This is a genomic window from Bosea sp. (in: a-proteobacteria), assembly GCF_023953965.1.
Lineage (GTDB): Bacteria > Pseudomonadota > Alphaproteobacteria > Rhizobiales > Beijerinckiaceae > Allobosea.
The window spans coordinates 2,000,602-2,014,217 of sequence record NZ_JAMLIX010000001.1; the positions used below are offsets into that span (position 1 = coordinate 2,000,602).

General features: G+C 67.6%; 9 protein-coding genes. 2 read left to right on the top strand and 7 right to left on the bottom strand.

What is annotated here, in order from left to right; genetic code table 11:
* Positions 1-30 precede the first annotated feature (30 nt).
* The 7 genes from M9917_RS09250 to M9917_RS09280 are packed head-to-tail and all read right to left on the bottom strand — an operon-like array spanning position 31 to position 10,759.
* A complete protein-coding gene (locus M9917_RS09250; protein WP_297252963.1) occupies positions 31-342 on the bottom strand; it encodes a hypothetical protein in 312 nt (103 codons plus the stop codon).
* A gap of 13 nt (positions 343-355) precedes the next feature.
* Positions 356-1,189 carry a peptidylprolyl isomerase gene (locus tag M9917_RS09255; protein WP_297252965.1) on the bottom strand — a complete coding sequence of 278 codons (834 nt, stop codon included), beginning with the start codon at positions 1,187-1,189 and terminating at the stop codon, positions 356-358.
* 23 nt (positions 1,190-1,212) lie between these two features.
* Positions 1,213-1,938, bottom strand: a complete 726-nt coding sequence (gene narI / locus M9917_RS09260) for a respiratory nitrate reductase subunit gamma (protein ID WP_297252968.1) — start codon at positions 1,936-1,938, stop codon at positions 1,213-1,215.
* Between the two features lie 12 nt (positions 1,939-1,950).
* Positions 1,951-2,688 carry a nitrate reductase molybdenum cofactor assembly chaperone gene (gene narJ / locus M9917_RS09265; protein ID WP_297252970.1) on the bottom strand — a complete coding sequence of 246 codons (738 nt, stop codon included), beginning with the start codon at positions 2,686-2,688 and terminating at the stop codon, positions 1,951-1,953.
* A gap of 2 nt (positions 2,689-2,690) precedes the next feature.
* On the bottom strand, positions 2,691-4,214 hold the full coding sequence (gene narH, locus M9917_RS09270; RefSeq protein ID WP_297252972.1) for a nitrate reductase subunit beta: 1,524 nt from the start codon (positions 4,212-4,214) through the stop codon (positions 2,691-2,693).
* Between the two features lie 12 nt (positions 4,215-4,226).
* Positions 4,227-7,982 carry a nitrate reductase subunit alpha gene (locus M9917_RS09275; protein ID WP_297252974.1) on the bottom strand — a complete coding sequence of 1,252 codons (3,756 nt, stop codon included), beginning with the start codon at positions 7,980-7,982 and terminating at the stop codon, positions 4,227-4,229.
* Positions 7,983-8,008: 26 nt separating this feature from the next.
* Entirely contained in the window at positions 8,009-10,759 is a 2,751-nt protein-coding gene (locus M9917_RS09280; RefSeq protein ID WP_297252976.1) for a nitrate/nitrite transporter, read from the bottom strand.
* A gap of 240 nt (positions 10,760-10,999) precedes the next feature.
* On the opposite strand from M9917_RS09280, the gene M9917_RS09285 reads away from it, so the two are divergent.
* A complete protein-coding gene (locus tag M9917_RS09285) occupies positions 11,000-12,403 on the top strand; it encodes a bifunctional enoyl-CoA hydratase/phosphate acetyltransferase (protein WP_297252978.1) in 1,404 nt (467 codons plus the stop codon).
* Positions 12,400-13,614, top strand: coding sequence for an acetate/propionate family kinase (locus tag M9917_RS09290; RefSeq protein ID WP_297252980.1), 1,215 nt, complete (start codon positions 12,400-12,402; stop codon positions 13,612-13,614). Before M9917_RS09285 ends, M9917_RS09290 begins: the two co-directional genes overlap by 4 nt.
* Positions 13,615-13,616 lie beyond the last annotated feature (2 nt).

A 13,616-nucleotide genomic window follows, 5' to 3' on the forward strand; every position in this document is an offset into this window, starting at 1 on the left:
CCTTCATCCCCGTTTCGCGCGGCGTTGCCTTCAGGAGCCGCAGCCGCAAGCATGAGCCGCCGCCTCCGGCGGGCGAAGGGCAAACTGCAGGATGTTGCGCAGACAGGCCTGGCCGGGATCGCCGGTCCGGCCCATGACGCCGATCAGCGTGACCCAATCCTCGTCGGAAGCCTGGCTGGAAAAGCGGTCGACGGCACGGGCGGCGAAGCCGCCGATCGTGAGCCCCTCGGTGGCGGCGGCCGCTTCGACCCGGGTCAGGAGCACGATATCGCTGAGCCCGACCAGCGTCTGCATCGCCATGGCTTCGTCTTCGAGGCGGGTGATGATGTCTCCGAGCAGCATGGCCGGGCGCCTTTCAGTGAACGTTGAACTCGCCCGGCGAGGGCACGTCGATGCCTTCGATCCGGGCCGCGCCGATCAGCCGCGCGACATATTGCGCCTGCGCCCGCTGCCGCACCGCCGCGCCGAGATAGGCCGCGATCCGCTCCTGCACGAGCTCGAACGGCATGAGGCGGCCGGCGATCGCCCGGTCGAGCCGGATGACGTGGCAGCCATAGGGCGTCTCCACCGGCTCGCGGCTGATCGAGCCCGGCGTCATCGCCGAGAGCGCCTTCTCGAAGAGCGGCGTCGTCTGGCCGGGGCCGATCTGGCCGAGATTGCCGCCGATCTCGGCCGAGGGGCAGCCGGAATGCAGGCGCGCGAGCTCTGCGAAGCGGCCGGGTGCCGCCGCAAGCTCGGCGATGGCTGCGGCGGCCTGCTGCCGCGCGCGCTCGTAGCCTTCCACATCGTCGCGCCGCGCCGCAAACAGGATATGCGACGCCTCGTAGAGATCGGGCGTGCCGAAGCGCCTGGCATTGCGCTCATAATAGCGGCGGCATTCCGCTTCGGTCGGCTCGGGCACGCTGACTTCCCGCTCGACGAGGGCGCGCATCCGCGCCTCGTCCTCCGTCTCGCGCCTGCCTGCGCCATCGCTCAGCGGCTCGGCCTCGATCGCGAGGCGCTGGACCTCCTGGCGCAGGGCCTCGCGGATGACGAGCGCGAGCGCCGCGGCCTTCCAGGCGGCGGCGGGCGACGGGGCCGGGTGGTTCTGGACCTCGCGCGCGATCATCGCCCGCGAGATTACGGCGCCGTTGACCGTGATCGGAGCCTTCGGGGCCGGGGCGGCTGGCTTTGCCTGGCAGGACGACATGGCGGATATCTCCCCTGCTGCGTTCAGCGGCGGGCGGGAAGGGGGCCCCGGCCGGCAGGGGCCCGCTTCTTGGTGCGCACGATCTGGTAGCCGGTCCGGCCGAGATACCAGACCGGAGCCGACCAGATATGGACGAGGCGGGTGAAGGGGAAGACGAGGAAGATCGTCATGCCGATGAGGAGATGCGCCTTGAAGATCGGATGCACGTCGGCGACGTAGGCCGAGGCGGCGGGCTGCAGGGTGAGCGTCCCTTGCGCCCAGTTCATGAACTTGACCATCTCGTGCCCATCCATATGGCCGAGCGACAGCGGAATGGTGAGAAGCCCGAGGATGAGCTGGACATAGAGCATCAGCAGCACCGCGATGTCGGCGAAGGACGAGTTCCTGCGGATGCGGGGATCGAACAGGCGCCGGTGCAGCAGAAGGCTCAGACCCACGAAGCACATCACGCCGGCAAGCCCGCCGACGACGATCGCCAGCCCCTGCTTGAAGCCGTGCGAGATGCCGAGCGCGTCGAAGATCGCGATCGGCGTCAGGAGCCCGCCGGCATGGCCGAAGAAGATCACCAGGATGCCGACATGGAACAGCACCGAGCCGGCGACGAGCTGCTTGCGGCGGAGCAGCTGGCTCGAATCCGCCTTCCAGCTGTATTGCTCGCGCTCGAAGCGCACCAGCGACCCGAGCAGGAAGACCGTCAGCGCGAAATAAGGATACCAGCCGAACAGGATGTGGTTGAGCGTCGCGTTCATGACGGCTGCTCCTCAATCGCGGGATGAAGCATGGGTGAAGCGGGTCCCCGGCCGCTGCACGGTGGCGGCATCGAGGCCCGGTGCGGGCCGCCTGGCCTGGCGCAGCCTGGCGGCCAGCGTCTCCACGCCGCAATCGGCGCCCGCGCCCGGGCCGAAGCGGACCTCCTCCTCCTCCCAGGCGGCGTCGAGCGCGGCAAGGTCGTTCGGGTCCTGCTCGGTCTCGGGCACGATCGCCTCGAACACCTCCGGCGCGGGCTTGACTGCCGCCAGCGAAACCAGCGCCTCGAAGACGGCGGCATAGGGCGTCTCCCGCTTGCGCAGCCGCTCGCCGATGACCGTCAGGATGTGGGCCGGATCGGCCAGCACGGCCTTCGCCTCATTCGCCGGCAGCAGCGAGCAGTATTCGAGGAAGAGGGGCACGAAATCCGGCAGCTCCGTGCCATCGATGGCAAAGCCCGCCGCCTCGTAGACGCCCTTCAGGTCGACCATGGCCTGGCCGCGGTCGCGGCTTTCGCCATGGACATGCTCGAACAGATGCAGCGAGAGCGAGCGCGTCCGGTCGAAGAGCATCACGTAGCGCTCCTGCGAGTCGTAGACGTCCTCCCGCTCCAGCATCCTGAGCAGCGGCTCCAGCGGCAGCGGATCGACGAGGCGCTCCTCGGCCAAGAGGCTGCGGATCTCGGGAATCGCGTCGACCAGATCCCGGCTCGGATAGCTCAGCAGGGCGGAGAGGGCCTTGAGTGTCTTCATCGTCAGGCCACTTCCATCGGCGTCTTGGCGGGCTTCGGCGAGCCGAACAGGCTGGTGCCGCTCGAGCCGCCGGCGCAGCCATTGCCGAAGGAGAAGCCGCAGGAGCCGCGCAGGTCGTAGGCGTCCTCGATGCCCATCTCGCGATGGTTGGTCGGAATGACGAAGCGGTCCTCGTAGTTGGCGATCGCCATCACCTTGTACATCTCCTCGACCTGCGCACCGGTGAGGCCGACCATCCTCGCCAGCCCCTCGTCGATCACGCCGTCGATGGTCTTCGCCCGCATATAGGCGCGCATCGCCAGCATCCGCTCCAGCCCGTCGACGACCGGCTCTTCCTTGCCGGCGGTGAGCAGGTTCGCCAGGTACTTCAACGGGATACGCAGGCTCCTGACGTCGGGCATCTCGCCGTCGATCCCGATCTTGCCGGCCGAGGCGGCCGAGGTGATCGGCGAGAGCGGCGGCACGTACCAGACCATCGGCAGCGTGCGGTATTCGGGATGGAGCGGGAATGCGATCTTCCACTCGATCGCCATCTTGTAGACGGGGGAGCGCCTTGCCGCTTCGAGCCAGGCTTCCGGCACGCCCTCCTGCCTTGCCGCCGCGATCACCGCCGGATCGTGCGGGTCGAGGAAGAGGCCGAGCTGCTCCTCGTAGAGGTCCTGCTCGTTTTCGGTGGAGGCCGCCGTCTCGATCCGGTCGGCGTCGTAGAGGATCACGCCGAGATAGCGGATCCGGCCGACGCAGGTCTCGGAGCACACCGTCGGCATGCCGGCCTCGAGGCGCGGATAGCAGAGCGTGCACTTCTCCGACTTACCCGAAGACCAGTTGTAATAAATCTTCTTGTAGGGGCAGGCCGAGACGCACATGCGCCAGCCGCGGCACTTGTCCTGGTCGATCAGGACGACGCCGTCCTCCTCGCGCTTGTAGATCGCGCCCGAGGGGCAGGCCGAGACGCAGGCCGGGTTGAGGCAGTGCTCGCACAGCCGCGGCAGATACATCATGAAGGTGTTCTCGAACTGGCCGTAGATCTCCTCCTGGACGCCGGCGAAGTTCACGTCCTGCTTGCGCTTGGAGAATTCGCCGCCGAGGATCTCCTCCCAGTTCGGGCCCCACTCGATCTTCTCCATGCGCTCGCCGGTGATCTTCGAGCGTGGGCGGGCGGTGGGGAAGGCCTGGAGCTCGGGCGCCTTCTGCAGGTGCCCGTAATCGAAGTCGAACGGCTCGTAATAGTCGTCGATCTCGGGCAGGTCGGGATTGGCGAAGATCTTCGCCAGCACCCGCCATTTAGAGCCGATCCGCGGCTCGATCCTGCCGTCCTTGCGGCGCTTCCAGCCGCCGTTCCACTTGTCCTGGTTTTCCCATTGCTTGGGATAGCCGATGCCGGGCTTGGTCTCGACATTGTTGAACCAGGCGTATTCCATGCCTTCGCGGTTGGTCCAGACGTTCTTGCACGTCACCGAGCAGGTGTGGCAGCCGATGCACTTGTCGAGGTTCAGGACCATCGCGATCTGAGCGCGGACTTTCATGTCGGTATCCTCCTACTCGGCGGCGTTGAGCTTGGGGCCGCGCCGGTGGTTGGCCTCGTCGAAGGGACCTTCCAGCCAGTCGACCGTGCTCATCTTGCGGACGACGACGAACTCGTCGCGGTTCGAGCCGACGGTTCCGTAGTAGTTGAAGCCGTAGGAGAGCTGGGCGTAGCCGCCGATCATATGGGTCGGCTTCAGCACGGCGCGGGTGACCGAGTTGTGGATGCCGCCGCGCTGGCCGGTGATGCCGGAGCCGGGCGTGTTCACGATCTTCTCCTGCGCATGATACATCATGCACATGCCGTCCTTGACGCGCTGGGAGACGACCGCCCGGGCCGTGATCGCGCCGTTGACGTTGAACACGTCGATCCAGTCGTTGTCGGCGATGCCGGCCTTCTTGGCGTCCCGCTCCGAGATCCAGACCACCGGTCCGCCGCGGTTCAGCGTCAGCATCAGCAGGTTGTCGGAATAGGTGGAGTGGATGCCCCATTTCTGGTGCGGCGTGATGAAGTTCAGCACGATCTCCGGGTTGCCGTTGGCGAGCTTGCCTTCGACCGGCTTGATCGTCTTGGTGTCGACCGGCGGGCGATAGACGCAGAAGCCCTCGCCGAAGGCGCGCATCCAGAGATGGTCCTGGTAGAGCTGCTGGCGCCCGGTCAGCGTGCGCCACGGGATCAGCTCGTGAACGTTGGTGTAGCAGGCATTGTAGCAGACCTTCTCCGATTCCAGCCCCGACCAGATCGGCGAGGAGATGATCTTGCGCGGCTGCGCGACCACGTCGCGGAAGCGGATCTTCTCGTCCTCCTTCGGCAGGGCGAGGTGCTCATGCTCGCGCCCGGTCGCCTTGCCCAGGCTTTCCCAGGCCTTGACCGCGACCTCGCCGTTGGTCTCCGGCGCCAGCATCAGCAGGACCTCGCAGGCGTCGATCGCCGTGTCGATCCGCGCGAGCCCCTTGGTCGGCCCCTCCTCGGCGACGACCCCGTTGAGCTCCTTCAGCAGGTCGACCTCGTGCTCGGTGTTCCAGGCCATGCCCTTGCCGCCGTTGCCGACCTTGGCCATCAGCGGCCCGAGCGAGGTGAAGCGCTTGTGGAGATTGGGATAGTCGCGCTCGACCACGGTGACCGATGGCATCGTCTTGCCGGGGATCGGCTCGACCTCGCCCGTCTTCCAGTCCTTGACGTCGAAGGGCTGGGCGATCTCGGCGGGGGTGTCGTGCATGATCGGCGTCAGCACCACGTCCTGCTCGACACCCAGCACCTCGGAGGCCACCTTCGAGAAGCCGGCGGCGATGCCCTTGTAGATCTCCCAGTCCGAGCGCGATTCCCAGACCGGGTCCACCGCCGCCGTCAGCGGGTGGATGAAGGGGTGCATGTCGGAGGTGTTGAGGTCGTCCTTCTCGTACCAGGTCGCGGTCGGCAGCACGATGTCGGAATAGACGCAGGTGGTCGACATGCGGAAGTCGAGCGTGACCAGGAGGTCGAGCTTGCCTTCCGGCGCCTCCTCGCGCCAGACGACCTCGCGGGCCTTCTGGCGCCCCTGCTCGCCGAGATCCTTGCCGAGCACGCCGTGGCTCGTCCCGAGCAGGTGCTTGAGGAAGTATTCGTGCCCCTTGCCGGAGGAGCCGAGCAGGTTGGAGCGCCAGACGAACAGATTGCGCGGCCAGTTCCTCGGATTGTCCGGGTCCTCGCAAGCCATGCGCAGCTCGCCCGACTTCAACCCCTGCGCGACATAGTCCTTCGGCTCGAGCCCCGCGGCCTTGGCCTTGGCGGCGAGCCCGAGCGGGTTCTCCTCGATCTGCGGCGCGGAGGGCAGCCAGCCCATCCGCTCGGCGCGGATGTTGTAGTCGATGATCGCCCCGTCCCAGGGGCCAGCCGGCGCGGTCGGGGAGAGGATCTCGCTGACGTCCAGCGTCTCGTAGCGCCACTGGTCGGTATGGGCGTAGAAGCAGGAGGTCGAGTTCTGCTGCCGGCTCGGCCGGCCCCAGTCGAGCGCGAAGGCGAGCGGCGCCCAGCCCGATTGCGGCCGAAGCTTCTCCTGGCCGACATAATGCGACCAGCCGCCCCCGGACTGGCCGACGCAGCCGCACATCACCAGCATGTTGATGGCGCCGCGATAGTTCATGTCCATGTGATACCAATGGTTCATCGCCGCGCCGATGATGATCATGGAGCGGCCATTGGTCTTCTCGGCATTGCGGGCGAACTCGCGCGCGACCGTGACGATCTGGTCGCGCGGCACGCCGGTGATCTTCTCGGCCCAGGCCGGGGTATAGGGCACATCCTCGTCATAGGACTTCGCGACGTTGTCGCCGCCGAAGCGGTCGACGCCGTAATTGGCGAGGAAGAGGTCGTAGACGGTGGCGACCAGCGCCTCGCCCTCGGCGAGCTCGAGCCGCTTCACCGGAATGCGGCGCTCCAGCACGCTGGCGTGATCCGTGCCGGTGAAGTGATCGTGCTCGATATTGCCGAAATAAGGGAAGGCGACGTTCTCGAAGCCGTCCGCGACCTCGTCGAGCGAGAGGCGCAGGTCCACGGCAGTGCCGTCCGAGCGCTTGGCCTCGAGGTTCCACTTGCCCTTCTCGCCCCAGCGGAAGCCGACGGAACCGAGCGGCGCCACGAGCTCGCCCGTCTCGGAATCGAAGGCGAGGGTCTTCCATTCGGGGTTGTTGGTCTCAGCCAGAGCCCCGTCGAGGTCGCTCGCGCGCAGGAAGCGCTCGGGCACCAGCCTGCCGTCCTGCTTCACGAGCCTCACCAGCATCGGCATGTCGGTGTAGCGCTTGGCGTAATCGGTGAAGTAGGGCACCTGCCGGTCGACATGGAACTCGCGCAGGATGACATGGCCCATCGCCATGCCGAGCGCCGCATCCGTGCCCTGCTTCACCGAGACCCAGAGATCGGCGAATTTCGAGGCTTCCGAATAATCGGGGCAGATCACGACGCTCTTGGCGCCGCGATAGCGCGCCTCGGTGTAGAAATGGGCGTCGGGCGTGCGCGTCTGCGGCACGTTCGAGCCCCACAGGATGAGGAAGCCGGAATTGTACCAGTCGGCCGATTCCGGCACGTCCGTCTGCTCGCCCCAGGTCTGGGGGGAGGCCGGCGGCAGGTCGCAATACCAGTCGTAGAACGACATGCAGACGCCGCCGAGCAGCGAGAGATAGCGCGCACCGGCGGCGTAGGAGACCATCGACATCGCCGGGATCGGCGAGAAGCCGAAGACGCGGTCGGGGCCGTAGGTCTTCACCGTATAGGCGTTGGCCGCGCCGATGATCTCGTTGACCTCGTCCCAGCCAACCCTGACGAGTCCGCCATGGCCGCGCCGCGTGGTGTAGCTCGCGCGCTTCTGCGGGTTCTCGACGATCGAGGCCCAGGCCGCGACCGGCGTCATCAGCAGACGCGCCTCGCGCCAGAGCTTGAGCAGCCGCGAGCGGATCAGCGGATACTTCACCCGGTTGGCCGAGTAGAGATACCAGGAATAGGAGGCGCCGCGGGCGCAGCCGCGCGGCTCGTGGTTGGGCAGTTCGGGCCGCGTGCGCGGATAGTCGGTCTGCTGCGTCTCCCAGGTGACGATGCCGCCCTTGACATAGACCTTCCACGAGCAGGAGCCGGTGCAGTTCACGCCATGGGTCGAGCGCACGATCTTGTCGTGCTGCCAGCGCTTGCGATAGCCGTCTTCCCAGCGCCGGTCCTCGTTGGTGGTGATGCCGTGACCGTCCGCGAAATCGTCGACCACCCGGTTGAAGAAGGTCAGTCGGTCGAGAAAGTGGCTCATCTCAAGTCCTTTCGGCTTCCGCGGAGTCAGGCGGCCGGCTGGGCCGCGATGGTGCCGGGCCCGCCGCCGCCGCCACCGCCGCGCTCGACGTCCCAGAGCAGCCCGCCGCGGCGGGTGTAGACCGCCCAGGTGATCACCACGCAGGTGACGTAGAAGGCGAGGAAGCCGTAGAGCGCCGCCTCGATGCCGCCGGTGAGCGCCAGCGACGAACCATAGGCCTTCGGGATGAAGAAGGCGCCATACGCCGCGATCGCCGAGGTGAAGCCGATGATCGCAGCCGATTCCTTCTCCGCCTGCCTCAGCTGCTCGGGTCCGGCCAGCTCCGGCTCGAGCCTGCGGACCTCCTTGCGCATGATCGCCGGGATCATCTGGAAGGTGGAGGCGTTGCCGACGCCGCTGGCGAAGAACAGCGCGAGGAAGCTTGCGAAGAACACCGGGAAGGAGTGCTGCGCCAGGCCGAAGAGGACGCCGCAGACGCCGGCCATCATCAGGACGAAGACCCAGAGCGTCACCCGCCCGCCGCCGTAGCGATCGGCGATCCAGCCGGTGAAGGAGCGCGAGAGCGCGCCCACCAGCGGGCCGAGGAAGGCGAGCTGCAGGGCGTTGACCTCGGGGAACTGCGTCTTGGCGACCAGCGGGAACGCCGCCGAATAGCCGATGAAGGAGCCGAAGGTGCCGGTATAGAGCCAGCACATGATCCAGTTGTGCCCGCGCCGGAAGATCACCGCCTGCTCGGCGAACGAGGCCTTCATCGCGGCGATGTCGTTCATCCCGAACCAGGAGCCGAAGGCGGAGACCGCGATGAAGGGCACCCAGATGAAGCCTGCGTTCTGCAGCCAGATCTGGCTCGTCCTGCCCGCTTCGGTCGCGACCTGCGGATCACCGCCGATGGTGCCGAAGACGCCTGCGGTGATGACGAGCGGGATCACGAACTGGACCACGCTGACGCCCAGATTGCCGAGCCCGGCATTGAGCGCGAGCGCATTGCCCTTCTCCGCGCGGGGGAAGAAGAAGGAGATGTTGGCCATGGAGGAGGCGAAGTTGCCGCCGCCGAAGCCGCACAGCAGCGCAAGCCCGAGGAAGACGACATAGGGCGTGCTCGGATCGCGCACCGCATAGCCGATGCCGACAGCCGGCAGCATCAGCGACCAGGTCGCGACCGTGGTCCACAGCCGCCCGCCGAAGATCGGCGGCATGAAGGCGTAGAAAACCCTGAGCGTCGCCCCCGACAGGCCGGGCAGCGCCGCCAGCCAGAAGAGCTGGTCCGTCGTGAAGGTGAAGCCCACCGCCGGCAGCTTGGCCACCACCACCGACCACACCATCCAGACCGCGAAGGAGAGCAGGAGGCTGGGGATCGAGAGATAGAGGTTGCGGCGGGCGACGGCGCGCCCGTGGCGCTCCCAGAACTGCGGGTCCTCCGGGCGCCAGTCTTCCAGCGTGCGCCCGGCGAGCGCATCCGCGATCTCCGGCGTGTGCATCGGCTGCATCTCGGGCAGCTGCGGCAGCCTGGCGAGTTCGCGGCCGGCGACCCCGGTCTCCATGGTGCGGATCGCCATATGCATCCACAACAGCGAGACGGAGACGACGAGGAAGAGCAGCATGAAGCAGCTCGTCCAGATCCCGGTAAGGTCGTTGAGCACGCCGAAGGCGATCGGCAGGATGAAGCCGCCGAGCCCGCCGATCATGCCGACGAGGCCGCCGACGGCGCCGACATTCTGCGGATAATAGACCGGAATGTGCTTGAAGACGGCCGCTTTGCCGAGGCTCATGAAGAAGCCGAGCACGAAGACGAGGCCGATGAAGACCGGCAGGCTGACCTCGGTGCGGAAGGCGATCGGCCCGTTGATGCCCCTGACGACGTATTCGGTCGGCGGGTAGCTCAACAGGAAGGTGCAGCCGATCGAGACCAGGAAGGTCCAGTACATGACGCGCCGGGCGCCGTATTTGTCGGAGAGATGGCCGCCATAGGCGCGAAACAGCGAGGCCGGCACCGAATAGAAGGCGGCGATCATGCCGGCCGCCTTGATGTCGAGGCCGTAGACGCCGATTAGGTATTGCGGCAGCCACAGCGACAGCGCGACGAAGGCGCCGAAGACGAAGAAGTAATACAGCGAGAAGCGCCAGACCTGCACGTTCTTGAGCGGCTCGAGCTCGAGCCAGGCGCTTTTCGGCTGCTCGCCGGTGCGCCGCCGCTCGACGATCACCGGATCCTCGGCCGTTCCGAACCAGAACAGCACCGCCATCACGGCAAGCCCCACCGCCCAGACCTGGGCGACCATCTGCCAGCCATAGGCGATCAGCACGAAGGGCGCGACGAACTTGGTCACCGCCGCCCCGACATTGCCCGCCCCGAAGATGCCGAGCGCCGTGCCCTGCTTGCCGGCCGGATACCAGCGCGAGACATAGGCGACGCCGACGGCGAAGGAGCCGCCGGCGATGCCGACGCCGAGCGCGGCGATCAACATCTGCGGGTAGGTCTGCGCGTAGGAGAGCAGGAAGGTCGCGGCGGCGCCCGCGAGCATGACCAGCGAGAAGATCCGGCGCCCGCCGTAATAGTCGGTCCAGATGCCGAGCACGACCCGGATCAGCGAGCCGGTCAGGATCGGCGTCCCGACGAGCAGGCCGAACTGGGTTTCGCTCAGGCCCAGTTCCTGTTTGATTCTGACGCCGATGATCGAGAAGATCGTCCAGACCGCGAAGCAGGCGGTGAAGGCGACGGTCGAGAACCAGAGCGCCTGTCCCTGTTGGCTCGGGGATATGGCTGATTGACGTTCCATGGGTGCCCGCCTCAGGCAGCGGAAATGCTGTCGAGTGCGAACCAAGCCCGAAACGGCCGTGGCGGGAGTTGAGGCAGATCAACAATTTTGGCCGCCTGTGCCCAAACCGTATTCGCACCTAAGGGACTTTGCGTAGGCGCCGGCGGGAGAATGGCGGCCGGTCTGGACGCAACGGCCCGATCGCCTATCTTCGCCGCGCAGAGCGGACCACCCGGAAACCCATGCGCTGAAAGGCAAGTCGTGGATCAGGAACTTCTCACGAATCGGACCTTCGACGAGATCGCCGTCGGCGAAAGCGCATCACTCTCCCGCATCGTCCGGGGTGACGATGTCGCGCTGTTCGCCGCGGTCTCCGGCGACGCCAACCCCGCCCATCTCGATGCGACCTTCGCGATGGGGGACCCGGGCGGGCCCGTCGTCGCGCATGGGATGTGGATCGCGGCGCTGGTTGCGGCCGTGCTCGGCACGAAGCTGCCCGGCCCCGGCACGATCTATCGCGGGCAGGATTTGCGCTTCCTGAAGCCGGTCGTGCCGGGCGATGCCGTGACCGCCACCGTCACCGTCCGCAGTAAGGAGGCGTCCAAGCGAACCGTCGTGCTGGATACGGCCTGCACTAACCAGCGCGGCGAGACCGTGCTGTCGGGCATGGCGACGGTGACGGCGCCCGAACGGCGCCTGACCTGGCCGCGCCTGCGGCTCGCCGAGGCCGCGCCCAGGCATTCCGATCGCTATCGCGACATCGTCGCGCGGGCCTGCGCGCTGCCGCCCCTGAGCGCGGCGATCGTGCACCCCTGCTCGCCGGACGCGATCCGCGCGGCGATCGAGGTTCGCGACGAGGGCCTGCTGCAACCGATCCTCGTCGGCCCGGAAGCGAAGATCCGCGCCGCCGCGGAGAAGGCCGGCGTCGCGCTCGACGGGATCCCGATCGAAACCGCCCCGCACAGCCATGCCGCCGCGGCGCGTGCCGTCGAGCTCGCGGTGGCCGGCCGGGTCGGCACGCTGATCAAGGGCAGCCTGCATACCGACGAGCTGTTGGGGGCCGTCGTCGCGCCGGGCTCGGGCCTGAAGACGGAACGGCGCATCAGCCATGTCTATGCGATGAGCCTGCCGGCCTATCCCAAGCCGCTGATCGTGACGGACGCGGCGGTCAATATCCAGCCGACGCTGATGCACAAGCGCGACATCTGCCAGAACGCGATCGACATGCTGCATGTGCTCGGCCTGGCGGAGCCGCTGGTGGCGGTGCTGGCCGCGGTCGAGACCGTCAGCGACCGGATGCCCTCGACGCTCGACGCGGCGGCGCTGACCGTGATGGCGGCACGCGGCCAGATCACCGGGGCGAGGGTCGACGGCCCGCTCGCCTTCGACAATGCGATCAGCCCCGAAGCCGCGCGGACCAAGGAGATCGTCTCGCCGGTCGCGGGCCAGGCCGACATCCTGCTCGTGCCGGATCTGGAGGCGGGCAACATGCTGGCCAAGCAGCTGATCTATTTCGCCAATGCCGATGCGGCCGGTCTCGTGCTCGGCGCGCGCGTGCCGATCGTCCTGACGAGCCGGGCCGATTCCCTGAAGACGCGCATCGCCTCGGCGGCGCTGGCGAAGCTCGTCGCCGCCGATCGCCAGCCTCTGACGGTGCCGGCATGAGCGAGAGGCTTCTCGTCACCTTCAATGCCGGCTCCTCGACGGTGAAGATCGGGCTGTTTTCCCTGTCGGAAGCCGGGCCGAAGCGGATCGGCAAGGGCGTGATCGATTTCCGGGAGCCGCCTTTGCGCTTCCGCCTCACCGAAGGGCCGGATGTTTTCGACATCGCCCTGGAAGCGCGGCCCGACGCCACGCTCGACAGCGTCCTGGGCGAGGCTTTCCGGCGGCTCTCCTGGCATTTCGACCTGAGCCACGTCGTCGCGATGGGGCATCGCATCGTGCATGGCGGCGACGGCTTTAGCGGCCCCGTGCGGGTCGACGATGCGGTGCTTGCGGCGCTCGAGGCGCTGGTGCCGCTGGCGCCGCTGCATCAGCCGCAGGGGCTCGGCCTCGTGCGCGCCATTCGCCGCCTGCGCCCGGAGCTGCCGCAGACGGCGTCCTTCGACACGGCCTTCCACCGGACCCAAGCCGATCTCGTGCGCCGCTTCGCCCTCCCCCGCGCGATGCACGACGAGGGCATCAAGCGCTACGGCTTCCATGGCCTGTCCTACCGCTTCATCGCCGGCGAACTCACGCGCCGCGAGCCGGCGCTGGCGAAAGGCCGCATCGTCGTCGCGCATCTGGGCAGCGGCGCGAGCCTCTGCGGGCTGGCGGGCGGCGCGAGCCGCGATACCTCGATGGGCTTTTCGGCGCTCGACGGCATTCCGATGGCAACGCGCTGCGGGGCGCTCGATCCCGGTGTCCTGCTGCATCTTCTGGCGCGTGGCGGCTATGATGCGTCCCGGCTGGAGGATCTGCTCTATCGCCGCAGCGGTCTCATCGGCGTGTCCGGCATCAGCGCGGACAGCCGCGAGCTTCTCGACAGCGACGCGCCCGAGGCCCGCGAGGCGCTCGACCTGTTCTGCCTGCGCATCGCAGGCGAGGTCGCCAGGCTTTCGGCGACGCTGGGCGGGCTCGACGCGGTCGTCTTCACCGCCGGCATCGGCGAGCACCAGCCGCCGATCCGCGCCGCGGTGGCGGAACGGCTGAAATGGCTCGGCCTCGAACTCGACGTCGAGGCGAACGCCGCCAACGCCTTCCGGATCAGCCGCCCCGGCGCGCGGGTCGCGGCTTTCGTGATACCGACCGACGAGGAAGCCGTCATCGCCGGGGATGCGCTGACGGTGATGCAGGCCACCGGCTTTTCCGGAGCGGGTTGCGGCGAGCCCGGTTGATC